Source organism: Marinoscillum furvescens DSM 4134 (genome assembly GCF_003386095.1).
GTDB classification, from domain to species: domain Bacteria; phylum Bacteroidota; class Bacteroidia; order Cytophagales; family Cyclobacteriaceae; genus Marinoscillum; species Marinoscillum furvescens.
The window spans coordinates 100,529-125,609 of the sequence record NZ_QREG01000016.1; the positions used below are offsets into that span (position 1 = coordinate 100,529).

16 protein-coding genes are annotated in these 25,081 nt (G+C 45.5%); 1 reads left to right on the top strand and 15 read right to left on the bottom strand.

Features of this window, described 5'->3' with window-relative positions; genetic code table 11:
• The first annotated feature begins 33 nt into the window (after window positions 1–33).
• Entirely contained in the window at window positions 34–1,437 is a 1,404-nt protein-coding gene (locus tag C7460_RS16150; protein WP_115869164.1) for a sulfatase-like hydrolase/transferase, read from the top strand.
• Between the two features lie 3 nt (window positions 1,438–1,440).
• Here the strand turns inward: C7460_RS16150 and C7460_RS16155 are convergent, their stop codons facing one another.
• The 15 genes from C7460_RS16155 to C7460_RS16220 form a co-directional block, all read right to left on the bottom strand.
• On the bottom strand, window positions 1,441–2,652 hold the full coding sequence (locus C7460_RS16155) for a hypothetical protein (protein ID WP_115869165.1): 1,212 nt from the start codon (window positions 2,650–2,652) through the stop codon (window positions 1,441–1,443).
• A gap of 114 nt (window positions 2,653–2,766) precedes the next feature.
• Window positions 2,767–4,617 (bottom strand): sulfatase family protein, encoded by a 1,851-nt coding sequence (locus C7460_RS16160; protein ID WP_115869166.1) that lies wholly within the window; start codon window positions 4,615–4,617, stop codon window positions 2,767–2,769.
• A gap of 7 nt (window positions 4,618–4,624) precedes the next feature.
• Entirely contained in the window at window positions 4,625–6,949 is a 2,325-nt protein-coding gene (locus C7460_RS16165) for a sulfatase-like hydrolase/transferase (RefSeq protein ID WP_221409549.1), read from the bottom strand.
• 64 nt (window positions 6,950–7,013) lie between these two features.
• Window positions 7,014–8,486: an alpha-L-fucosidase gene (locus tag C7460_RS16170; protein WP_115869168.1), complete on the bottom strand. Its 1,473-nt coding sequence runs from the start codon at window positions 8,484–8,486 to the stop codon at window positions 7,014–7,016.
• An 83-nt stretch (window positions 8,487–8,569) separates the two neighbouring features.
• On the bottom strand, window positions 8,570–10,942 hold the full coding sequence (locus C7460_RS16175; RefSeq protein WP_115869169.1) for a hypothetical protein: 2,373 nt from the start codon (window positions 10,940–10,942) through the stop codon (window positions 8,570–8,572).
• On the bottom strand, window positions 10,939–11,727 hold the full coding sequence (gene budA / locus C7460_RS16180; RefSeq protein WP_170148044.1) for an acetolactate decarboxylase: 789 nt from the start codon (window positions 11,725–11,727) through the stop codon (window positions 10,939–10,941). The genes C7460_RS16175 and budA overlap by 4 nt, the downstream gene beginning before the upstream one ends.
• A 77-nt stretch (window positions 11,728–11,804) precedes the next feature.
• Window positions 11,805–13,211 (bottom strand): sulfatase family protein, encoded by a 1,407-nt coding sequence (locus C7460_RS16185; RefSeq protein ID WP_115869171.1) that lies wholly within the window; start codon window positions 13,209–13,211, stop codon window positions 11,805–11,807.
• A 1-nt stretch (window position 13,212) separates the two neighbouring features.
• Window positions 13,213–14,511, bottom strand: coding sequence for a sulfatase-like hydrolase/transferase (locus C7460_RS16190; protein WP_115869172.1), 1,299 nt, complete (start codon window positions 14,509–14,511; stop codon window positions 13,213–13,215).
• Window positions 14,496–14,627: a hypothetical protein gene (locus C7460_RS24410; protein ID WP_262511857.1), complete on the bottom strand. Its 132-nt coding sequence runs from the start codon at window positions 14,625–14,627 to the stop codon at window positions 14,496–14,498. Before C7460_RS24410 ends, C7460_RS16190 begins: the two co-directional genes overlap by 16 nt.
• A 7-nt stretch (window positions 14,628–14,634) precedes the next feature.
• Window positions 14,635–16,305 (bottom strand): sulfatase-like hydrolase/transferase, encoded by a 1,671-nt coding sequence (locus tag C7460_RS16195; protein WP_115869173.1) that lies wholly within the window; start codon window positions 16,303–16,305, stop codon window positions 14,635–14,637.
• 166 nt (window positions 16,306–16,471) lie between these two features.
• A complete protein-coding gene (locus tag C7460_RS16200) occupies window positions 16,472–17,959 on the bottom strand; it encodes a PKD domain-containing protein (RefSeq protein ID WP_115869174.1) in 1,488 nt (495 codons plus the stop codon).
• A 192-nt stretch (window positions 17,960–18,151) separates the two neighbouring features.
• The gene (locus tag C7460_RS16205; protein WP_115869175.1) at window positions 18,152–19,618 is read right to left on the bottom strand and encodes a PKD domain-containing protein; all 1,467 of its coding nucleotides are present in this window, start codon (window positions 19,616–19,618) and stop codon (window positions 18,152–18,154) included.
• A 34-nt stretch (window positions 19,619–19,652) separates the two neighbouring features.
• Window positions 19,653–20,525, bottom strand: coding sequence for a DUF1735 domain-containing protein (locus C7460_RS16210; protein WP_170148045.1), 873 nt, complete (start codon window positions 20,523–20,525; stop codon window positions 19,653–19,655).
• Between the two features lie 14 nt (window positions 20,526–20,539).
• Window positions 20,540–22,282 carry a RagB/SusD family nutrient uptake outer membrane protein gene (locus C7460_RS16215; RefSeq protein ID WP_170148046.1) on the bottom strand — a complete coding sequence of 581 codons (1,743 nt, stop codon included), beginning with the start codon at window positions 22,280–22,282 and terminating at the stop codon, window positions 20,540–20,542.
• Window positions 22,283–22,294: 12 nt separating this feature from the next.
• Window positions 22,295–25,081, bottom strand: a complete 2,787-nt coding sequence (locus tag C7460_RS16220) for a SusC/RagA family TonB-linked outer membrane protein (protein WP_170148047.1) — start codon at window positions 25,079–25,081, stop codon at window positions 22,295–22,297.

A 25,081-nucleotide genomic window follows, 5' to 3' on the forward strand; every position in this document is an offset into this window, starting at 1 on the left:
ATTATCTTGTGCAATTAATCCGATGTGTAGTCTATGAAAATCATTTCGAAGAAACTGCTCCATTTGATCCTCGTGCTTACGCTATTCCCAACTCTGGTATTTGCGCAGCACACCAACATTGTTCTGCTATTTGCTGATGACGCAGGTTACCATGATTTTGGCTTTCAGGGCAGCAACACATTTCCTACTCCTAACCTGGATGTACTTGCCCGGGAAGGAGTGGTTTTTGAGCAAGCCTACACCACCGCTGCTGTGTGCGGGCCATCCCGTGCCGGTATGCTCACGGGGATGTACCAACAGCGCTTTGGTTTTGAAGAAAACAATGTACCAGGCTACATGAGCCAATCGTCTAAACTAATGGGCGATGAAATGGGACTCCCCCTACACCTGCAAACCATAGCCGATCACCTCAACCCACTGGGCTACCGCTCCTTACTACTCGGAAAATGGCACATGGGCAATGCTGATAAATACCACCCTTTAAAACGTGGCTTTGATGAGTTTTATGGGTTTAGAGGTGGTGCCAGAAGCTTTTGGGCGCTCAGCGACGAAGAGGCTAAAAAGCGTCCCGAGGATCGCTGGGAACACGGTTTTGGCAACCACGAAGAACCAGAGGAATACCTCACAGATGCAATAGCTCGTGAAGCATGTGATTTTATAGCTCGCAATCAGCAAAACCCATTTTTCATGTATGTATCATTCAATGCGGTACACTCACCACTCCACGCAAAGGACGAAGACCTGGAGCAAATCAAAGGACTCACCGGCAAGCGAAAGACGCTGGCCGCCATGACGCTGGCAATGGATCGTGCATGTGGGCAGATTCTGACTAAGCTGAAGGAGCTGGGACTAGAAGAAAACACACTGGTAGTGTTTACCAATGACAATGGAGGTCCCGTAGGCACTATGACCAGCAACTACCCACTCAGTGGGGCCAAGTCCAACAACCTGGAAGGTGGCATCAGGGTACCTTTTGTAATGAAATGGCCAGGTGTGGCACCAGCCAATTCGACTTTCTCCTTTCCCATCAGTACGCTAGACCTGCTCCCTACTTTTGTAAATGCAGCCGGAGGCAACGCTAAGCAGATTAATGGACTAGACGGAGTAGATCTGCTCCCTTACCTCACCAACACTGCCACTGGTCGCCCGCACAAAACTCTCTACTGGAAAAAAGAGAACAGAGGAATAATCCGACACGAAGACTGGAAGCTTATTCGCTACCCCGACCGGCCTGCCGAGCTCTACTATCTCCCTGATGATGCTGCCGAAGAAAACAATCTGGCCTATGAGTATCCAGATAAAGTACGGGAGCTTTTCAAACAGCTATGGAGCTGGGAAAGCCAACTAGAGCGCCCGCTCTTTATGCTACGCAGAGAATATGAAGTAAAAGCACTGCAACGCATGGACGAGCACCGCGAGCCATTGGTGGATGAGTGAGGGCTACCAGGTAGTTGAGTTCAATCGAACTCCCAACCCTGCGGTCAAAGACCAACTAGGCACGGCATATTCTGCATAGATATTATTTTGATATAGGCTTTGGTTATACCAGCCCGTTGCATCAATCCTGAAATAGATGTTTTCACTCGGTATAAAAATCAGACCTGCGCTAAGGGCTCCTCCTAAATGAAATACCCCTCTACTTCCAGAAGTTGTTTCTGTTTGTTTTCTCCCGGTAAAGGTTGACACACGTTCGGTAGCACTATATCCGTCTTTCATATACCCTATTTGGGTCTGTGCTCGCATTACCCCCTTCAATTGCCTTTTGCCGAAGAAATATTCAACACTCAAAGGAACTTCTACCAAGTTGTATCGATGAAGAATGTAATCTTGCCCTTGAATATAGAATTCTGGGTAAAACTTGTGGTCATGGTGTGTGAAAAACACCCCAACCCCAGTTGCTAACCGGTAATTGGACCTGGCTCTCACTTTAGTAAACCTTAACCCAAAAATATCCGAATGAATTTTGGAGGTATAAATACTTTCATCCTTCCTCCCCAACTGAGTATAAAAAAAGCGAATCCCCACGGACGGCTCGATCATTAGATAATCGTTTTCGCGATTTTTACTTTCACTACATTCTGGACACACCAGTTTGTTGTACTTTTTTACTACGCGCACCAAAGAGTTATAGGTATAGGTAGCGCTTTCCACATAAAGTGTCATCTGATCAAAATCCTGAAACAAATACAGCAAAAGTCCTTTATAGTCACTCATAAACTTCTTGAATGTCTTACCCGTTTCTTTATCCACGATAGTGACTTCATTATATTTCAATTCAAGAATTTCACCATTCGAAGTGACGAAAAAATAGTCGCGCACCTCAAAATCCAGCAAATAAAGATTCATAGGCCCTGTAAGTATGCGTTCCAAAAAAACACTTTTAGGCACACCAGTGATATCAACTTGGGCAGCTTCATAATGAAGGCCTTCAGTAAAGCCAAAGCCATCAATTTGTGAAGAAAGATAAGTAACTGGCTTTGCTTCAGGTGTAGCCTTAAACTCACAGCTGTTTACTACCTCCCCAATTAAGGTTCGTTTGATCTCACCTCTGATCGTATCTCCATTTTGTATGATATATCCAGGATCGAAAAGTTTCTGGGCAGATGCTGCAAACGAAAGAAGTAGTATTGAGGAAAGAATATTAAATCTCATGACGGTAATTAAAAGCAAGGCCTAAAAATAATAGAATTAACTACATCACATACCACTCCTCGATTGAAAAATAACTTTTGCGCTTTCCCATTTCCTGTCACGGCCACCCTATACTCAATGTGTCAAATATTCCAACCGCCATTTCACTTGATTATCATCGCGAACAACAGGGTTTAGACGGGATGCTTCTACCCTTACAGCAAAACCATACGGAGCGGAATTCATGAGGGTGATAGTATTGAGCATAAGTAGGGCTTCCGTAGGGTTTTCTGATTTGCACAAGGCTTCCGTCATCGCTTTTTCGGGGTTTTGTCCTTTGGCTACAGCCAAAAACTCCGCGGCACGAATTCTATTGAGCAGTTCGGGATCGGTCTGTTGCATAGTTTCAGCCTGATCATAAAATAGTTCTGCGTCTGTCCCAAATGTACTGCAGGCGATGAGCGCCCAGTAGCGTTCCCAGGGGTCCTCACTTGCCAGCGCTTTGGCCAGACGACTCTGCACCTGATCAAATGGCTGCAACATCAAATCCGCAATCGCTAAATAGCGTTGGATCTGCTTTTTATTTTGCTTCCCAAATGTCACGGGATCGGTAAGCGCATCCGACAGCAAGACATGTTCTGGATAGAAGGATAGGTCGGGCATGGAGGTCACCCACTCGTGAAGCTCATCTCGCAAGTCCCGAAGCGTCTTCGCAAACTGAGGGTCTTTAGCCAGGTTTTTGGTTTCATAAGGGTCCTCCTCCACATCAAACAGCATCTCTGCCGGCCGAGGCTCAAAAAAGGCTGTCTGGGCATGATCCAGTTTCCCATCCAAATAGAGTGATCGCCACTCTTCATAAGCCAGCTGCTTATATCGGTAGTTGTTCTGCAGCCCATCTATGGTAAATGGCTGATAACTTCTGATGTACTTGTACTTTCCTTTTCGCACTGAGCGGACCAGGTCGTATTTTTCATCAAACCGGTCGGCATACCCATAGGTGATGTTTCGCTTCGCTAGCTTTTTGGCCGACACAGCTTTCCCCAGAAAGGGTTTTCCGTCCATGCCAGCAGGCACCTCCACTCCAGCCAAATGCAAAACCGTGGGCCCGAGATCCACAAAACTCACAAATGCATCGGTTTCCCCTCCAGTGGGAGCAGCCACCAAATGCTGATACTTTTTTGGCACATACACTACCATGGGCACGTGAAGCCCGGTCTCGTAAATGTATCCTTTGCTGCCTGGCAGCACGCCTCCATGATCTCCATAATAGAAAATAAACGTATCATCTAGCAGCCCGTCAGCTTCCAGCTTTTCTACCACTTCGCCCAGTTGAGCATCCATCTGCTGGATTTTATCACGGTAATAAGCATTGGTATATCGAAAAAGCTCCGTATCCGGATGGTTGGGTTGTACCTGATAGGCATCCGGATTTACTTTAGTAGGCTGCTGCATGTCCTCTTTACTAAAATGCAGTCTGGATTCATGGGTAGTACCTATGTTGTGCACATAGAAAAAGGGCTGATTTGCCCCTCTATTCTTCCAGGACGCTTTTTTAGACGATTCGTCCCATACGTTATCACCTTTCACAAAATTGTAGTCTTCCTTGGCATTGTTGGCGGTATAGTATCCTGCTTTTCGCAGGTATGCAGGAAACATCTCCACACCATCGGGCATAGGCGCCGGCTCCTGATGCCGGTGAAACTGCGTGCCTGTACGTGGGCCATAACAACCCGAAATGATGGCCGACCTGGCCACACTACAAACAGCCCCGTTAGAAAATGCTCTGGTAAACTTCACGCCTTGTTGGGCCAGTTTTTCGATATGAGGTGTCTCCACTCCATTGTCATCAAAAAGCTTTAAATAATGCTTGGAGTTATCCTCCGAAACAATCCATACGATGTTTGGACGCTCTTGTGCGCTTACTGACCACTGCAAACAAACCAGGCACACGAGCACCATCCACTTCCCCATAGTTTTACAACTCATTCAAATATTACTTTTTTAGGACTTTAAAAACCTCCACTTCGTCACCCCGGTACAGTCTTAAAAAATAGGTACCGCTTTTCCATTCCTTACCAATATACTTCATCTCCAGGCTGTGCACGCCGGTAATCTGCTCTATTTGCCTGCCCGCTTCATCTACTACCTCTATTTGATCAATTTGCCCCTTTAGCCCTTCGATGTTGAGTTCGTTTTCAAATGGATTTGGAAAAGGGTGTGCTAGTTTACTCTTTTTTTTTGCACCCAGGGCAGGCTCCTCTGGTGTCTCCTGAGCAGTGTACACTACACATACATCGGAGGCCCCATTGGCCAGTGTAGCATGGATCCCAGCACTACCTTCAGCCAGACAGGTCACTTCGCCAGTAGCAGACACCGTGGCTACCTCGGGGTTATTGCTGGACCAGGTAATGGGTTCTGCTCCTGCCTCTGCTGTAAGCTGATAGCGCTCGCCGGGCTCTACCTCCATGCGGCTTTCAGCTATTTTCACATGAGCTACCTTAGGTACAATCTCTTCAGGTATGTTGAGCTTTTTATCATCAGCACCAAGTGCAAAATCAGTGCGGTTCCATACATTTTGCTGACTCCAGTCTGTCTCTATGCGCCCATCTCCCAGTACGATATTGCCAAGCTTTTGGCGGAACCATTCTGTCAGTTCTTTGTAAGCCGGATCAAACGACACATTGCTTCGCTCTGCAGGATCTACGCGCAAGTCATACAGGGCCAGGCTCGCCTCTTCAAAAGAGGCATTGAGCGCCCATTCAATATTTTCGTTAGGGGCGTATTGCTTGCCCGGTCTACCCCAACCTTTGCGGGTACGCATAGAAAAGGCAAAATCTTCCGTACGCATATAAGCCCTGGGACCACCTACGCTGTTGATTTCTCCGATGATGTATGCTTTGGGCACATCATCCTCCTGCAGTCTGGCGCCCATATCCTGACCATCCAAAAATTCATACGCTTCGTTAGAAAGATCAGCACCTGCAGCAGCAAGCATCGTAGGCACAAAATCCACATATTCGGTAAAGCCTTCGTATACTTCACCCGGAGGGTATTTGGTTTTATCTGATGACACTACTATAGCCGCTCCGTGATTGGAGAGCTGCCAGGGAGTGAATTTTGCCTCAATCCCCTGCTCGCCCAGATGCCAGCCATGGTCGCCAGTTACGTACAGTATGAGGTACTCCTGGCCATTGCGCTCACTGTACGCTTTGAAAGCATCTATAGCCTCCCCCACTAAATGATCGCCATACGCACAAAACGCATAATAATCCCGTATAGCTTGTTGCTTTTCTTCATAGCTCAGCCCATCGATCTGTAGTTGTTCGTAAAGGTCCTTCATCTGGGCAGGCAGCTTATCCACCTCACTCTGGTCAAACTCCGGAATGGCATAAATCTCGTCTTTAAACTTATCTCTGTACTCCTTAGGAGGCATCACAGGGGTGTGAGGAAAATGAAAAGACAAGCTCAAAAACTGAGGTTGCGAAGGCTTGGCTCCCTGTACCGTTTTACCCGCCAGTGTAGTATAAGTTTTGTCCTGATTTTCAAGGTAATTTTTAAACTCATCCAACACATACCCATCTAGCGTTTTGCCTGATTCCTGGGAGTTTACTCCTCCGATTATTAGGTTTGGATTGGATCTGGTATATGAAAAGAGCAGGTCTAGCTCCTCTACAATGGCGGCCTTATCAGCCGCATCCTGAGCCGTGAGCCCACCTTCCCGCTCGGTATAGTAGTACTTCATGCTGCCATCGGGGAAATGAAACTCATTGCGAACACCAACCTTCTTTCCTCCTTCCCAAAACACATTAGAGAACCAGTCAGAAAAGCCAAGCTTAGCCAGATCGTTTTTGTTATCGATTTTGAAATCGTAAAATCCGAGATCGTTCCAGGTGACTCCCGGACCCCATTCAAATATGCGGTAGCCACTCTTGCCCATTAGTGTAGTGCGATACCCCAAATCACTCATCAGCTCAGGCAATGTTTTCGTGAAATAGTCCACCTGATCGTGGGTTTGCTCGAATCCATAAATACCAGTGTGATGCGGGTACTTGCCAGTGATCATACTCCCTCGAGAAGGCGCACATGCCGGTGAATTGCAATAGTTATTGACAAAAAACACTCCTTCTGCCGCCAGTGCATCCACATTGGGTGATGACACCATACCTAGCGGGCTATCACTAATTCCTGTCGTAGTTTTATTAAAAATACCATTGGAGTCCATGCGCTGATCGTCGGTGAGTATCCAGAGGATATTCGGACGATCTTGCGCTGTAGCTTGCAGCGATATCACTAAGAGTAGGGCTAAAATTAATCTCATAAACATGCTATTTTCAGCGCTTAAAATAGGCCTTTGCCCTCGATAAATTTGAGCAAGCGTTTGTCTAGCTTCCTTCCAGGGTAAGCTTCAGCGCAAAAGCGTGTTTACCCACCGGGTTTGTAGGCAGTTTAACGCGGAGCCCATCACCTTCCTGCTGCCAGCCTTGTAGTTCCCCATGTCCCAGCAGTGAGATTGACGATACCTCTTTATCTAACATGCCTTTATCTTTTCCGAGAATTCTGATGATCAGCTCATTTTCCGGCCAGGCAAGCACAATCGCATAAAGTACGCCATCTTTTTGTGTGAAACGAATGTCCTCTGCAGTTGCATCTGGATTTTGATTTTCACTCAAATGCCCTTCCACAATTTCTTGTGGACCCTCGCCATATATTCTCCAGGGTCGTGTGCCGTAGATCGCCTCTCCATTGATTTTTAGCCACTCCCCCATTTCCATGAGGCGTTGGCGAACGGGCTCGGGAATAGTACCATCCGCCCGTGGAGGAATGTTGAGCAATACACAGCCATTTTTACTCACCACATCCACCAAAAAATCTATGAGCCGGTTTGTGGATTTATAGCGTGGATTTTCTATATACGACCAGGCTTTCCAGTCCATAGAGTCATCCGTCAGCCACGGAAAGTCCTTTTTTTCGCTCATGCGAGCACGCTCCAGATCAAGTACAGCTGAACCTTTCGCTAAGTCTTCAAACTTATAGGTACAAACTACCTCACGATCCCATTGCTCAGCTCTATTGTAATAGTTAGCCAAAAACTGTTTCCTATACTTTTCGCCGATGATGTCCATTTTGTTGTCAAACCAGATCATGTCTGGCTGGTAGTTGTCCATCAGCTCATTGAGTCTGTCTAGCCACTCCTGATTGAAGGCCTCGTCTGGCAAGGGGTCCGTCGGTTTGTTTGCCATCACAAAGGTGCCCTCAGGTACTTTAGGGCCATACAAGTCCGCAAATTTCGGATCTCCAGCATCTGTGGTGGTATCCCAGGTTGGGTACCAGGCATACATCCAATGGCGGTGATAGGTCACCAGGTATTTCATACCCTCAGCCCTTATGGCTTTTTCCATCTCGCCTACTATGTCACGCCCAGGCCCCATATCTACAGCATCCCACTCGGTAAGCTGACTATCCCACATAGCAAAGCCATCGGCATGCTCTGCCACGGGGCCTGCAAACTGTGCTCCGGATGCTTTGAATAACCTGGCCCACTCCTGAGCATCAAAATGCTCAGCGGTAAACATGGGGATAAAGTCTTTGTAACCAAACTCATCCAGTGGCCCATAGGTAGCCTCATGATGAGCTCTCACCGGATGATCTTTTACGTACATCCAGTGCGAATACCACTCCGTCTGATGGGCGGGTACACTGTAAGGTCCCCAGTGAAAGTAGATCCCAAATTTGGCATCCTGAAACCAAGATGGTGTTTCGTGCTGCTGAAGGGATTCCCAGGTAGGCTCGTATATTTTTTCATGTTTCTGGCAAGAGAACCCCAGCACTACAAGTGCTATGTTGATGTATCTCATAATCGTTTTGCTTCGTTCTGCATACTAACTAATCCTCGTCAGGAAGTGGATTATTTGAACTGAACTATTTCTAAACGCTACCCTTATTTTGAAATCTTCAATGATTGAGTCATACCATCAAAAAGTAAAACCAATGTGTGGTTGCTTTTTAGATACCAGGGACTAAGGTCTTCCCAAACCAGCTTATTAGCTCCTTTCACTCCCTGATGAACGTAATAGTTTACCAGTTCGTCACGGTCATCATATAAGGCAAGGTGTATTTCTCCAGCTTTTGGTATGGTGGCGAGCACATGTTTTGTACTTCCTCGGACTGGATACTCCAACCCTACTTTTGGAGAAGTCATTTGAAGCATCGATGGTAAACTATTCGTGCTACGATAGTTGACTACCAACTCTTCATCAAGCTGTACCATTTTCGTAAGCTTTTGCCAGTCCATTTTCTGTACTCTGGCATACATCTGAGGTCGATAATGGGCCTCAGACAATCTGGCATAATTTAGCCAGCATTCTGTAGCTTCACGCATTGTTTCCTGTAGTTGAACCTCCAAAGTAGAAGGTTGATGAGTAGTTGTCATGCGCTCCATCAGCACGGCTGCCTTTATCTTATATGCATAGTATTTTCCTAGCCAGGCAAAGGCCTTCATATCATTTTTTACTTCAGGAAGATCATAGCCTACACCTTTGATCTGGTCAACTCTGGTCAACACCTGATCTCCCCAAAGCATGAGGCTGTCTGCAATTTGTAATGGACCTACACTTCCCGATTTACCTGCCACAAAGTCTTTGGGGGATAAAATGCCTGTGTGGGGCATAGGGCGCGGTACGCGGAAGAAGGGGGTGAACCGGAAAGTTTCGCGTGAGGCACACATTTCTGGAGCCCAATGCCTGTCCCCTGTATGAAAAGTAAACCGGTTAACCTGAGGAATGACCTTTGAAGCCGTTTGCCAGACATCCATCAACAACTGTTCATTTTCCACCTGATATCGGGTTTTCAACAAAGAAGCCAAATGTTTATTCGGAATAGAGTTGTCATACCCCAACCTTCCCCAAAGCATGAATTTATACCAGTGCTTGTCCAGTTCCATAGTACCTTGTATGGATGGATTTTTATCAGAAAACACTCTCCCAAACACATATCCATCTGCACCCATATGATACCCGGCGGTAATTCCATCGGGGAGATTGGAGATGAAGGTCCTAACATAATCAGGATCACCCCATCGATACACGAATATGTCATCATTTCGCAAGTTCCACCAACATTTGAGGTTACTGGCTTCAAGTCCTTTTTTTAGTCCTCCGATGAACGGAGACTCTTGCGGAGACGAGTAGATTCTTGCCTTGACATATTTAAATCCGACATCAAAAGGATCTGGATACTGCGACCAGTACTTCATGATCTGATCAAACTTAGAATACCATACACGATGTACAAAATTCACTGTCCGCTCTGGGTGGTCTTTTTTATAGTCAAGAATACCTAACCCATAAGTCTCCCAAAGCCATCGCTCGCGTTCATCAGCTACATCCTTACCTTCACCCACTTCCATTCGCTCGCCAGCTGTAATGCCTATTCCTTTTACTTGCGGATAGGTTTCAAGAAACACTCGTATAGCCTCCCTGTAGTAAGCTTTAGTGGCCGAATTATCTATATCATCTGAAAGCCCATACTGGCCATATGTACCGTTTGTATAGATATTCCAGGTATACAGGTAGATGTTCACCCCTCGGCTTTTCGCATAGTCAAACACCTGATTCCAAAACGCAATTTTCTCATCGATGGTGATGGTTTTCACCTTTTTCAGATTGGAAAGCACATTTTCGGTAAGTCCTCCAGCATCTCCCCACTCCCCTACAGGTCCCTGAGGAGTGAGAGTAGTCACGTATACATCGTCGAGAGCCAGTTCGGGATAGTTTGGCAATTTTGTCATCACCTGAAAAGGATTGGGAGACCACAGGGAAAGCACATTGTATCGATACCTTGCCATGCGATCAAAAAAAGCACGCCAAAAGGTCATATCCCACATATGGAGAATGTTGCGCTGGGCAGCATCTCCTGTATCATCATAGCTGGGTGCACGTGCATCTAAAGGAATATTGAACTTCAAGCCTCTGTTATGCAGGTAGGGTGTGCCTTGTTTTCCATTTAAATGCTCTAAATCTTGCTGTGTGTTAATCCATTCGGCCACTTCCAGGGCCCCATACATTACGCCGAGCTCATCTCCAGATATTTTTACTTGCCCTGCGGTGTAGGTTAGCCTGTAGCTTTGCTCATCTGCTGCTGGCGAAACCTCGAAATGTACACTTATCTTCTCCTGCTGTGCAGTAAGGGCAGAGGCTATCTCCGCTATCCCAAATTTCACCAGTGGCGAGTCCGTATCACCCGACACACTGGGTTGGGCGCTAACTGCACCAAAGATGAGACCTACAAGAATATATGTGACTAACCTCATCATTTCTTTTCGTATTGGAAACGTTTATCAAAATCACCTTCGAGATACTCCTTTTGACGAGGCAATTCGAACTCATAAGCATAAAGTTCGTCTACATGTACTTGCAAGCTAGATGCTTTAAAGTCCATAACATGGCCAGCAAACTGCTCATCATCAGACACAAAGTGCAGGTGGTATCCAGCCACGTTGATATCTCCGATAAAATCCGGACTAAAAAAACCGACCATGGTTCCTGAAAAATTTGATCTTTCGAAAATTGGTCGATTTGGGATCAAAACATCCAGGCCCGTATCAAACGGTTTATCCTGTTTGTGCAATCCACCACACTTCATGTAGTCAAACTCACCGGAAATTTTAAAAGCGTAAAAGATGTTTCGAGAAGGTAAACGAGCATTGATAGCGGCACGCAGTTCGTCATAGTTGCTAGCCTGTACCTCAAAGGTGTGGTCAGCTTCAAAAAATGTAGCGTTTACATAGGCAATTTTATCCTTTGGTTGTGCTATAGTCACCTTACCATCCTCCGTAGCACGATACAGCTTTCCGTCTAGCATGATCAACTCACCATCCAATCGATCAAAGGAACCAAGTCCGAGATCTCCATTCTGGTATAATCGCTCGGCAGTTAATTCTCCATCGAAAATCCGGTTTACAAAAGCATACCATATAGAGTAGTGATAAAACTTATCTTTGGTCACTGCAGTATTGCTCGTAATTTCCTGGTTTGAACAAGGTTTCTGACAAGCAGCCAACATGGCGCTCAGACAAATCATAAAAGCGAGTTTTTTCATAGCCATTTCTTTCTTGTGGTTAGGATTTTAATTTAAGGTTGGGATTTAGGCACACCCCCTGCTTCACAGAGTTAAATTCACTTTTCCCCTCTACTCGCCCGGTCTATCCACTCTTGACGCTTTTGCTCTTCCTTTTTCACATTTTCGGCGTGAGGATCATACCACTTGGCAGGTACGGTATTTTCATTCCAGCTAGCATAAAGCTGCTCCAACTCAGATACCTTCTCAGGCATCTCTTCAACGAGGTTGTTTTGCTCATAGGGATCTTGCGACAGGTCAAAGAGCAGCCTGGCATCTTTATAGCCGGATTTTACCAACTTAAAATCCCCAGACCTCACAGCATAGCCCGCTCCGTCAGAGTACCTCCAATACAGGTTTTCATGTGGCGCCCCTCCTTTTTTACCGGTTAGATAGGGTAAAAGGCTCACTCCGTCCAGCTTTTTTGGCTCCGGGTGCTTCACTTGGGCTGCCGCCAAAATAGTTGGGTAGATATCCAGCGCTGATATAGGATGGTCATACACCTGCCCGGCAGTAATGGCCGCCGGCCAGCTGATAGCAAATGGCACGCGAATGCCCCCTTCAAACAGCATCCCTTTATGCCCCCTGAAAGGGTGACTGCTGGCACCATTGAGTGCAGCACCATTGTCGCTATAGAAGAAAATAAGCGTGTTGTCATACTGACCCGTTTCTTTGAGTTTCTGGATCACTTGCCCTATGCCCTCGTCCATAGCGCGTACCATCGCTGCATATACAGCACGTTGCCCATCTTCTATATGCTCGGTTTGCTTCAAATACTTCCTGGTAGCATGCAATGGCGAGTGTGGTGCATTATATGCCAGGTACATAAAAAAAGGATCGTCCTTTTTCGCATAACCGTCAATGTAGTTTACTGCTTCTCTGGAAAAATCATCAGTGAGGTAAGTCAATTCCTCCTGAGGGACCAACTGACCGTTTCGCTGCACACCATGAATCGCTCCTTTCTTGCCAGTGTCACCCCAGTAGCTGAGGCCTCCACCGATGAACCCAAACCAGTCATCAAAGCCCTGACTGATCGGCCAGAACTGAGCTGAGTCACCCAGGTGCCATTTTCCAATGGCGCAAGTCTGGTAGTCGTTTTGCTGCAAAAGCTCCGAAATCAACAACTCCTCCACAGGAAGGCCGTCATCCACCTGCGCATCATTGTACGGCAGGTTGTTTTCATGCCCAAAGCGCTGCTGATATCTACCTGACAACAGGCCAGCTCTGCTTGGGCTACAATACGGATGCGAAGCGTATCCCTGCGTAAAAATGACACCATCATGGGCCAGCGCATCCAGATGGGGTGTAGGTATATCCGTACAGCCGTTGAATCCTACATCGCCCCACCCCTGATCATCGGAAAGTATGATTAATACGTTGGGTTTCCTGCTTTGTGAATAGGCTATCACACTTGAAAACATTATGAGAAGCAATAATGCACGTTTTATGGTTGATTTTTTATTCATTTTATCTGAGGTATTTTTCTAATGATGGGCTTAGGGTGAGTTGATCGCCAGTTTGCTGCTGCCAGGTCTGAAATTGGGATACCAGCGATTCTATTTTTTGCTGAGCAGCTTTACGCTCTATGAGGTTAGTCGTTTCCCAGGGATCACGACCCAAATCGTACAACTCCAGGTCGCCAGATTTTGGGTGCCAGATGAGCTTGTCATCTCCAGAAATAATTGCACGCTGGTCATCAAACATGGCCAGGTAGATACTTTTCCTTGAGTTTTGCCCCGTTTTGATCACCGGTAGCAAGCTCTCAAATACCAGGTATTCTGGCTGACGAATCCCCAGCAGCTCCAGAAGTGTCGGGTAAACATCCTGTAAGTAAACCCGATCGCCCAATTGTTTGCCCTCAGGAAGTCCTGGAGCCTTGATGACCAGTGGGGCCGTCACACTTGGCTCATACAAGCACACTTTGCCGGCCACTCCATTTTCACCAAAACTGATCCCATGATCAGACATAAACACGATGATGGTGTTTTCGTAATCACCAGATGCCTTAAGAGCCTTTATGATGTCACCTATCCGCTCATCCATGTGGGTCACCATTGCATTGTTTTGTTGCCTTCGTTTTTTCATCGATTGCAAGCTCATCGGCGCATTCGTGTAGTTGTAAGCCACATTTGGATTGAGTGGACCAGGCCTTACACTGGGAGGCAGCGGGATTTCATCTTCAGGATACAGGTCATAGTAATCCTCATTTGTTTGCCGGGGCACGTGCGGAGCGTTGAATGCCACATAGAGAAAGTATGGGTTTTCCGAATCATAGTTCTCAATAAAGCTTACGGCCTCCTGTCCGGTAATGTCCGTCACATGTCCATCTTCTGTATAGTAGCTCTTGAGCTGCCCAGGCTGTACACTTCCCACATTATCAAACAACTGAACCACGGGCTTTCCCCAGGCATGCCATTTTCCGGTCATATAAGTAGCATAGCCATTCTCCTTGAGCACCTCAGGCATTGATCTGGGAGCGTTTTTCTTATTGATTTTTTGGGAGTCCCAAAGGTACTTTCCATAAAAAAGCATCGTGCGGCTCGGCACACACACTGCCGGGGACCAACACCCCATATTGTATGCTGCAGTAAACGAAACGCCCTCTTTCACTAACTGATCCAGATTAGGAGTAACCATATTGGGATACCCAAATGCCTGCAATGCCTGATTGCTCTGGTCGTCAGATTCGATGAAGAGAATATTTGGCTGTGCCTGGATCCAATTAAGAATAAACAAGCAAAATATGACCGTTATACTTCGTTGCATTTAGCTATTGTTTCTACTCGAATGTTTATTTCTGATTCATCATCACTGTCTAACCCGCCTACCATCAGGCAGGCCAGGAAAAAAACCAGTAACGCAAGGGTCAGTAGCTTTCTCATTGTATGATTACTTAGGTTCTATAGCCACGCCACGTTCGGCCTCACTGTCTGAGGTATAGCGGAGTACTCTTGGCGCTTCAGAGCCTCGGGCGGCTATTATTGATTGCTTCCACGCAGCTTTCAGGCGATTATACTGTTCAGTGTAGCGTTGGTCTCCTATCAAGTTGGTTGACTCTTCCGGGTCATCGGCCAGATGATAAAGCTCCTCGTATACTGGCTCTTCTCCCTGAAGCGGCCCTTCTATATAGGATCTATAGATAGCAATATCCGGATCGTGCACTTTATACAGCATTGCATTCACAGGAACACCCAGAGCTTTGGCGGTAGCTATTTTCTTGCGAGCCGAAAAATTGTTGTTTTTGTAGTACCTGATGTATTTCCACTGCAGATCCTGTACTGACTCGCAGCGAGGGTTTCCAAACTGGGTAGACCAAAGGTTTTCGGTAAATAAATAGTCCCTGACAGCCTTGCTCTGGCCGGTCATTAATGGCACCAGGCTTTTTCCCTGATAGGAATCGGGAATAGGAATGTCTGCCATTTCTAGCATAGTGGGTGCCACATCTATAGACTGCACCAGAGCATCTATTTTTCGTCTGCGGCTCGATCTTCTAGCTTTGGGATCATATACAATCATAGGTACATGCGTGGTAGTTTCATAGCAAAAAGCCTTTCCGCCCAGGCCATGTTGCCCCATAAATAGCCCATGGTCAGAAGTGAAAATGATAACCGTATTTTTATCCAACCCCTGATCCTTTAAAGTCTGCCGAAGCTGCCCTACCATCCGGTCTATTCCAGTCATGGCCTGTAGCTGACGCGTATAGCGCTCACGTGTATCCTCAGGAGTATCTACATAGTCATAACCAGTCTGTCGGTCTGCTACATGGTGAATCTTCGGCGGTAGTTTTGGGGTCACTATATCGGCTTTGGCCACATAGTTGGTAGGTAGTGGCAGGTCCTGATCACGGTAGAGCGATTTATAGATTTCATCGTCAGTGGGTTTTTGTTTCATAGAGCTGGTGCCCGCACCATGTGGTAAGTTGAAACACACTGAAAGCATAAAGGGCTGGTTTTTAGGTCGCTCATTGAGGAATTTTATTGACCCCTCCAGTTTTTGCTCATTGGATAGAAAGTCACTTACACCCTCACTAATGATTTCTGCTTGCGTGTCGGATTTGGCCGCACGAAATATCTCATGATGTTGTTTGGGATAAAAACGCAAATGACCATGCCCTGCATACCAGTAGTCAAAGCTTTTTTCCATCACCCCACTGGTATAGCCTCCCTCACCTACGGGCACGTGGTTTTTACCAATCCAGCCGGTATAGTAACCGTTTCTGCGCATCACCATCGGGTAACTATCTTCCCAGGCATTTACGCGCATGCTAGTACCTGAGTTGAAGTTGATACCGTGCTTTCGCTCAAACTCACTAAGTAAGATGCTCGCTCTGCTGGGTGTGCAAATAGCGCTGGTTACATGGGCATTGGTAAACAATATACCTTCCTCAGCCAGCTTATCCAGGTTTGGAGTTTTTACTATGGGATTGCCTGTACACCCCATATAGCCATAAGACTGATCATCAGTCAGTATGAAGACAAAATTTGGGTTGGAGGTGTCCTGAGCAAAACTCAATTGTATCAGGCCAAAGATGATAAAACAACTAAATGCAAAAGATTTCATATCGATGTTTGAATTACCTCAAACTAATTAAGAATAGTGGAGACTATTGATGGAAACCCATTGCGCAGATATGGTACTCCTTAAAAAGATATAATAAGGAGGTGTGTTTCACTTCAGCCAAAAAAAAACACGCATGCCGAAACATGCGTGTTAAAATCATTCTAGACTACTGTATTGGCTGCCAGTCAACATAATCTATTTCGAAAGCAGCATCTGAATCTGAGGCTTGTGCTGCTCCAATACGTATCTGAAACTTAAAGGCACGATCTACGAGCTCTTCAAGAACTGTAAGTTTGAAGGAGACCTCTACCCATTCATCAGTATCTGCAAAATTTCCATCATCATCCGTATCTGTAAATTCAGAATGAGACCAGGTTGTCAGGTTTGAAGAGAACTTTCCTCCCAACTTAAAAACCCCAAGAACCTGCTGTGCAGTCTCAGCATCACTTCCCGGTCCTTGTGTAAATACCGCATGATCCTGAATATAGCAACGCATCTCTAATGGACCTCCATCGGCTTCTGAACCACCCAGTGTATTTCTAAATCGAATTTTTAGATTGTAGTCACCTGCTGGTATTGAGCTGATTTTATTGGAGCTAATTACTGCTCCTGAGGCCATATCGCCACCTTGAGGAACCTTAACTCTCATGACACTTTCGCCTCCTCCATCAGCGGAGATAAACGTTACATTTTCGGCATCAACACCCTGCACAATCGTCCAGCCCGTGCCTGATTCAAAATCCCATTCGGTCCCGGCCTGTCCCAAAATTTGATTCGACACCTCCTCCACTACAATTACATCATTCAGCGTTTCCGTGTCCGAATTTCCGTCTTGAGTCCTGGTAGCCACTAGAGTCACATCAAAAACTCCGGGAGTGTTATATGTAATTACAGGATTTTCATCGGTAGACGTTGCAGGTGTTCCTCCTTCAAAAGTCCAAACAAAACTATCAGGGCTATTGGCTGATGTATTTGTGAAAGTAACGGTCATTCCCTGATTAATGGTCGTTGCACTTGTAGTAAAAGATGCCTCTACAGCCTCTTGCTGAACAGTGATCATTTCTGATTTCACTTTAGTATCATTGCCGGAATCAGAAGCCCTGGTGACTTTGAGGGTCACATCATAATTTCCAAATCTATCGTATGTTACGGTAGGATTTCGAATAGTTGAACTTGCGGGAGTACCACCTTCAAAAGTCCACTCCCAGGTATCTCCTTCCCTTAGACCGATAGATTCATCCGTAAATACAACCTGTCCACCTTCCGGGATAGTAGTCAAATCTGCACTAAAAGCAGCTTGCACCTCCACGGGTTCAGCAGAAACTTGAATGGTTATTTCTTCACGCTTCTTTTCTCCATTTCTAAAAGTCACCTCCACTGAAGCTGTAAAACTCCCGGTACTGCCATACTTAACAGTAACAGTTCTATTCGTTGAAGTAGCTGGATTGCCACCTTCGAATGTCCAGACTCTGCTTTCTGCTTCCGTAGAAGCGTCTGTAAATGTCACGGATTCTCCAATGGTGATTTCTGTGGCGTTGGCAAAAACGTCTAGCTCACCTGCCAGGATCTCGGGCTCATTATCTTCAGTACATCCATAAAAGATAGCCGCCCCACCTAACAGTAGCACTGGTAGAATATGTCTAAATATTTTCATGTGTATAAGTTTATTTCAACGGTCACATGGAATTCGCGATAAACTTTATTCATCCTTCGGTTGGTATAAATTAGGATGCCTAAAGTTTATGCTCATTTCATGATTTCTTTTTTAAAGGTCCAATTCGATTAATGATTTCACCAAAAAAGGGCACCGGCAGCCCCTAAGGACTACCGATATCCCATTCTTTTATTAAGGTTCTTCGGTGAGGTATACATTATCCAAAAGAATGTCGCATTCACCCCTTACCCTCAATACAGGAAAGGCAACTGCCGCATTTCCAATGTGCGTACACTCGAAAGTATAGGTGTGTTCTACCCATTGGTTTGGTGTGAAACTATCAAGTCGGACTGGTGCTGTAAGGCCGGACCAATTGTTAAGTGCCTGCCCAAAGTTCTGAATCATCGCAGGTCCTTTATCTCCTTCCGTAGGATGCGTCCAGCTTCCACTCGACAATACTTTGATCATCATGGACACCCTGTAGGTTTTACCTACCTCCAACTGAATGGCATTGTCTGCAGGATTATTATCTATTCTAGGGTCTGTAGCATCACCCGCGGCCTGAATTAATCGATAATGCGCATTGCCTGAATAGGATGTCTCGGCAGTCACCGATTCGTCGAGATCGAAGGTACCACCACCTCCGGCATATGACTTCCCATTAAACTCAATCAACACCTTACCATCTGCCCCATCTGCCGCAAAAACAAACTCCCTCCATGGATCAATAGTCAATCGATCACCATCCAGTTCGAAACGTTCGAAATTACCATTATCATTGATGACACTGGCTGGCTGAAGTTCTCTGACGATGATATAGTCAACAACTACTGTATCAGCCGCGCCTCCGGCATTGACCGCAACCAGGCTTACATCGTAAACACCAGGCTCATTGTAAGTGACTACTGGGTTGGCCTCTACTGAAGTGGCTGGCGTACCGCCTTCAAAGGTCCACTGGTAGGTATCCGCTCCAGTAGTGGTGTTGGTGTAGGTAACGCTACCACCTGCATCGATGGTAGTTTCATCGGCTGTAAAACTAATAATCGCCTCATCCAGTGAATTGACAGTGATGTAATCTTCCATCACCAGAGTATCCACTGATGAAACATCGCTGCGCGTTGCGATCAACGTAACATCATAAACCCCTTCTGCGGCATATGTAACTTCCGGGTTTTGGTCTGCGGAAGTGGAAGGCGTACCACCTTCAAATATCCACTTCCAGGTATCCGCTTCGCCAGTAGAGGCATCGGTAAACTGCACCGAAGCATCAATAATAGCGGTGGTTGGTTCTGCGCTGAAATCAGCCACAACTGCTCCTACCACATCCACTGGAACTCTTGCTATTTTACCGGATCCATCCTCAAATGTCAGCTGAACAGTAGAAACATAATCACCAGCAGTCATGTAAGTCACCTCCACTTCTGCTTCAGTAGACTCTGAAGGATTTCCTCCCGGAAAATTCCACAGCCTACTCACGACTCCCTCTGTCTGGTCATTGAAAAGAACCTTCCCTCCTTCTACCACCACTGACTTATCCACTGAAACAGCAGTGCTCTGATTGATTAGGACCGGATCTTTGGGCTTGTCTTCTTCACAAGACAGTGACAGTACTGCCAACCCAAAAACCGTCATATATTTTAGTTTTCTAAATTGTATCATAGGTTTTCTATTAGGTTATTTAGTTGGTAATTCATCACCATGTTTCGAAGACCACTCCATTGTCTCTAAACACCAATGAATCATAGACAGGTACTGGATCCTCCGTACCTATCTGATAGGAATAGGTATATACCAGTGCCTTATTACTGGCTACCTTGCCACTAAAATTCAGTATCTGAACATTTGGATCAGGAGTACCGAGCGCTGCACTCAGCGCCAAACTCTCCGGATCTACATTGAGCTCAAGTGAATTTGTAACTTCAGTACCATCACCAATTGCCGGAACAACTACCTGATTTACTCCACTAGTAGTCACTTCGAGTGCATCATAAATCCGAAGATCATCAGTGAGTCCGGTTCTGCCGGCATCTTCATCATACTTGTAGACCTTTCCATTCACAGTACCCAACTGATAGTAGGTACCATGGAAATCATTGATGTATTTCACCATTAATAAAACATAGTCTTTGCCAGCCAGCACCTGATCAGTAGTAAACCCTGTCAGTTTGATTGGCAACACATAGTTGTTACCCAAAGACAAATCGTCAACATAAAAATCATCAGTGAAGGTCAGTCTGAATTGTCCTTGAAACTCCCCAGACTTCACTTCAATAACAGAGTCTTCACCAACGTGCATGGTATAATGGCTGCCAGGCAAAAGTGAAACTCCATCTGGAAGCAAATCCGGAGCAAGTGAAAATGATGCCAACTCGGTGACTTCATTGTGCCGCTTTCCCCCAAGGACAATCCCCACTTCAATATCAGTATCTGAAGTAAAAACTGTTCGAAGGGGTTTTTGGTGAGGGAAATACAATGAACTTACTTCAAAGTCTTCTTTAAAGTCTTCATAACAGGAAGTCATACTCACTAATAAAACTCCCAATGTGATATATAGTAATTTTTTCATGTTCCTTCTATTTATTACCATCCCTGGTTTTGTGAAATTGTAGGAGTCTTGATTGACTCATTGAACGGCATGGGACCAAACCTCATATGAGCTTCAAACTGTGGCGTCACTAGCGGCTCTACTGAATAGGACTTATCTCCCAATTGATCTTTAGTGATCACGATTCTGTTGATGGTCTCATTGAGGTCTTCGAGATCACCTCCCCATCTTCTGATATCATAGAAGTAGTGTCCTTCAAAGCAAAGCTCTACCCTTCTTTCATTGCGAATGATCTGCCTTAATGTAAACTCATCGTTGGCAGCAACTGCGAGGTATTCGTCATTAGAAATGCCCGCGCGTCTTCTTATTTCGGCCAGAGCCTGGTAGGCTGTAAGTCCAAGACCATTGGGGTCATTATGAGCACCATATGCTTCTAGCGCTGCCTCTGCGTAGTTGAGCATCAACTCTCCTTTTCTAATCAGCGGGAAGTAGTGCCGGGCATTGGAGTTGGTATTTAGATCCGCTGCAGCGGCAACCCATTTCCTCAGGTAATACCCCGTTCTTGTAGAATTATTCACCGTTGCTGCGTCGCTTCCACCAGGATAATCTTTTCCATCCACAAACGTTTCGATAACGCTGCCTTTGAAAGCCTGTCCATCGTAAAGAATAGTCGCATTGAACCGGGCATTTCTTCCGGCATAAGGCTGATCTACATCATAACCACTTAATGGATCATCAGTAGGGTACCCATTTGCCAATGGAAATGCATCCACCAGATTTTGCGTCGGGTTGGTTCTGCCTCCACCTAAATAGGTAGGTGGAAATTCATTACGCTCTATTGCATTGTTTATTCCACCCAGTTTCCTAAGGATGACTTCATCATTTTCAGAGTCTGTATAGAATGCCTCTCCACCATCATCGTAAATATTAGGCAGACTGGTGCCCAACACTTCCAGTGCAGCTGCAGCAGCATCTGCTGCTTTGGCCATCATGTCTTCATCTACTCTACCTTCATTATACAAAGCACTCCCTGCGTATAAATACACTCTTGATAGCAAAGCATTGGCAGCCACACTGGTAGCTCGCCCATAGTTGAAGTTATAGCCCAAAGCAAAATCATCACCCGGAGTATATGCTTCTGGTAATAAAGTTGCCGCCTGATTTAGATCAGCGACAATTTGATTGACTACTTCATCAAAGGTATTTCGCTCAAGCAACTCATAATCATTGGCATCCTGCACTTCCAGTATTAAGGGTACTCCCATCATTTCACCCGATGCATCCACACCAGCAAAACGCTTGAGAAGATTAAAGTACCAATAGCCTCTTAGGAAATACGATTCACCTTCGAGTCTTTGCCGTATGGTGGCATTAATCGTAGAATCTGACTCACTTTTCCCTTTCCAAAAGGTGAAGTTTGAATCGATCCCCAATTCAAGGAAGTTATGTACAGCCTGGATCGCACGATAGCTAATGGTCCATCCACCTATATCTACAGGGTTACTGATCCTCTCCCATCGCTCTGCCAGTGTTTTGTTCAAATTATTCGTCAAATTATTTGTCACCGCATTTTGCGTGGCACAATCCAAAAATCCTCCGTATGCATCAGGCGAGCTTGGCATCAGGCTGTATGCCCGCAGCAACATACCTTCTACCCGAGCTGGGTCATTTACCGTTTGCTCAAGAGTTCGCTCATTGTCGTACTTCGGTTCGAAAAATTCTTCGTCGCAGGCACTTAGCATGATAAGCGCCAAAGACATGTATAGTATCTTTTTCATTCTGTTCATTCGTTAATATGAAAGAGTAAGTCCAAGGGAAACGGTCTTCATCAAAAAGCCTTGAGATAGACCAGCAAATGGATTATCTGCATTGAAATCCGGGTCATCAGAAATAGACAATAAGTCTGTTCCCCGAACAAAGATCTGAAGGCCCGAGGCATTTCCTATTTTGCTTCTCACGGCTTCTGGAAAGGAATAGCTCAACTCGATATTTCGCATTGTGAAATAATAAGCATCCGTCATCCAGAAGGTAGAGCCCACATAGCTATGAGCAGAACCAGTGGCAGAGGTAAGCCTTGGATGAGTGGCATTTGGGTTTTCCGGGGTCCATCGGTTTAAAGCATTCGCCGCATACTTTTGATCACCACGCCCTGTATAGGAGTTTAGACCATTTTTCAGTCGGTTGAATCCTGCTGCCCCCTGGCCCAGCACAAACAAGTTGAACCCTTTATAACTTACGTTAAAGTTGAGTCCGAACAAATGACGGGGCAAGCTATTGCCGATCACTACACGATCGTCACTGTTAATAACACCATCACCTGTAACATCTCTGTATTTCAGATCACCCTCCTGCACATCACCACCAAGAGAGCTGATCACATTTACCTCGGCTGATGAGGTGTAAAACCCTTCAGACACATAGCCCAGAATACGGTCAACTGGTTGGCCGTCTCTATGAAGGTGAGGCTCTGAAACTATGTCTCCGGTTTTTTCATAAACAGCTCTGGTATAGCTATAAAACCCTCCCAGCGAATAGTTTATATCTCCCGCATCACCAAAGTAAGTCAAGTCCACCTCAACTCCTCTATTGCTAATTTCGCCAAAATTCAACGTAGGAATATTCTGTATGCCTAAATAATCCGGATAGGCTGCAGAAACCTGCATAGGTATGTCTGAGCGATACTCGTTAAAGTAATTAAACTCCAAATTGAGGTGATCAAATAGTGTAGAGGTCACTCCCACGTTAAGCTCAGTGGCCACTTCAAACCCAAGGTTTGGATTACCGTACGTAGATACATCAAATGCTCCTTCGCTGTTGGTAGCTTGATCTGGTCCTAACAAAATAGCTCCAGCCCAATTGTAAGCTGTCCTATATCCAAAGAATGGTATATTGGAGTCATAGCCCATCTGACCATAGCTGGCTTTTACTTTAAGAAAATCAATAGCATCAATTGCCTTCAAAAAGCCTTCATTACTCGCCACCCAACCGATTCCGGCTGATGGGAACATCTGAAACCTGTTACCTTTTTCCAACCGATTGGTACCCATATAGGCTAGAGTAGCCTCTGCCACGTACTTCGAGTCAAAGCTGTAATTAACTTTAGCTCCATAGTTAAGGTTCTTCGATGGCTGATTGAGTCCACCTGCCTCACGGTTCTGAAAATTAAAGTTGGCCAGTATACTCAACTCATTCACGCCTTCTGTGAGGTCATAATTCAATGTGGAAATAAACCCATAGTTCCTGTAAAGCTGATTACCATTTACGTTTTGATTGGATGTAGGGTCATTGGCACCATATTGATTTCCCTGGGTGTCAAATCGTGCGTACTGCTCTTGTTTCCCATACCTGAGTATAGAGTATGAATCTACTCCAATGGAATTTTCCCACGTTAGTCCGTTGATTCCAATGGCCGAAAAATCCATCAAGGATGAAGTCTTAATTTGAGAAATTCGAAATTCGTCTTTTACGTATCCAGCTCTCAACAGCTCCCCTTCGATATTTGTGGATCGCTCGGGACTCCACCCTAACCGACCTTCTCCAATGTAAATCGGATACTCGTTTGGCCGGTGTGTACTTAATGTGGAAAAGAACCCAAGCCCAGACCAGTCTGTGTAGGTCAGTCTGTTTGAAGTAGTCAACTCTATCCGTGATGCCAGATCAAGCTTGAATGAAAGAAAGTTATTCATCGCAAAATCAAGATTCCCTCTTACATTGAAGCGGTTATACTGCGTTTCCTGACCTACAGCCTCCAGTCCATTTTCATTCACATAACCTGCAGAAATAAAATACCTGGTCTTATCCGTTGAATTGGTGTAAGTACCAAAGAATCGCTTAAAAGTTGTAAACTCTTTTAAGTATCGATCATAATAATCAACGTTAGGCAATGAATCATTGGGGCCGGCATTCCGATAAGCCTCGATCTGTTGAGGCGTATATATCGGATTTAACCCATTATTGGTCAATGACTCGTTATACAGTTCTGCATATTGCGCTGAGTTTAAAAACTCCGGAAGATGTGTTGGTCTTCTCACACCATGTTCGGCACTAAATGTTTGCAGCTTTTGACCAGACTTACCTCGCTTTGTAGTCACTAGGATCACACCATTTGCCGCAGCTGCTCCATACAGTGCTTTTGCCGTTACATCCTTTAGCACTGTGATAGACTCAATTTCATAGTAATTGAGCATTTCCAATGCACGATTGGCAATTCCATCGATCACCACCATGGGTGCATTATTCCCCAATGTATGGTTTCCTCGTACCAACATGGTAGTACCATCAAGACCAGGACGTGAATTCCACTTTCTCATATTCAATCCTGCAGTCCTGCCAACAAGGGCATTTCTAACGTCTAAATCAGCCGTAGTAATCTGATTATTTGTAATCGTAGAAACCGCCCCTACAAGACGGTCCTTTGGTATTTCACTGAAAGGAAGTCTTACCTTTTCCTCGGGTGCCACAATAGAAGTGTCTTCCGGTTGTACCACTTCCTGTATTGCTTCGCCCTCTTGAGCTATACTATTACCCACCATAGAAAAGAGGCAAATAGCAGCTACTATATATTCTTTTAATTTCAT

Bases quoted from the DNA above. Each gene is read 5' to 3' on its own strand.
- C7460_RS16150 (WP_115869164.1), top strand. From the start codon at position 34: ATGAAAATCATTTCGAAGAAACTGCTCCATTTGATCCTCGTGCTTACG.
- C7460_RS16155 (WP_115869165.1), bottom strand. From the start codon at position 2,652: ATGAGATTTAATATTCTTTCCTCAATACTACTTCTTTCGTTTGCAGCA.
- C7460_RS16160 (WP_115869166.1), bottom strand. From the start codon at position 4,617: ATGAGTTGTAAAACTATGGGGAAGTGGATGGTGCTCGTGTGCCTGGTT.
- C7460_RS16165 (WP_221409549.1), bottom strand. From the start codon at position 6,949: ATGAGATTAATTTTAGCCCTACTCTTAGTGATATCGCTGCAAGCTACA.
- C7460_RS16170 (WP_115869168.1), bottom strand. From the start codon at position 8,486: ATGAGATACATCAACATAGCACTTGTAGTGCTGGGGTTCTCTTGCCAG.
- C7460_RS16175 (WP_115869169.1), bottom strand. From the start codon at position 10,942: ATGATGAGGTTAGTCACATATATTCTTGTAGGTCTCATCTTTGGTGCA.
- budA (WP_170148044.1), bottom strand. From the start codon at position 11,727: ATGAAAAAACTCGCTTTTATGATTTGTCTGAGCGCCATGTTGGCTGCT.
- C7460_RS16185 (WP_115869171.1), bottom strand. From the start codon at position 13,211: ATGAATAAAAAATCAACCATAAAACGTGCATTATTGCTTCTCATAATG.
- C7460_RS16190 (WP_115869172.1), bottom strand. From the start codon at position 14,511: ATGCAACGAAGTATAACGGTCATATTTTGCTTGTTTATTCTTAATTGG.
- C7460_RS24410 (WP_262511857.1), bottom strand. From the start codon at position 14,627: ATGAGAAAGCTACTGACCCTTGCGTTACTGGTTTTTTTCCTGGCCTGC.
- C7460_RS16195 (WP_115869173.1), bottom strand. From the start codon at position 16,305: ATGAAATCTTTTGCATTTAGTTGTTTTATCATCTTTGGCCTGATACAA.
- C7460_RS16200 (WP_115869174.1), bottom strand. From the start codon at position 17,959: ATGAAAATATTTAGACATATTCTACCAGTGCTACTGTTAGGTGGGGCG.
- C7460_RS16205 (WP_115869175.1), bottom strand. From the start codon at position 19,618: ATGATACAATTTAGAAAACTAAAATATATGACGGTTTTTGGGTTGGCA.
- C7460_RS16210 (WP_170148045.1), bottom strand. From the start codon at position 20,525: ATGAAAAAATTACTATATATCACATTGGGAGTTTTATTAGTGAGTATG.
- C7460_RS16215 (WP_170148046.1), bottom strand. From the start codon at position 22,282: ATGAAAAAGATACTATACATGTCTTTGGCGCTTATCATGCTAAGTGCC.
- C7460_RS16220 (WP_170148047.1), bottom strand. From the start codon at position 25,081: ATGAAATTAAAAGAATATATAGTAGCTGCTATTTGCCTCTTTTCTATG.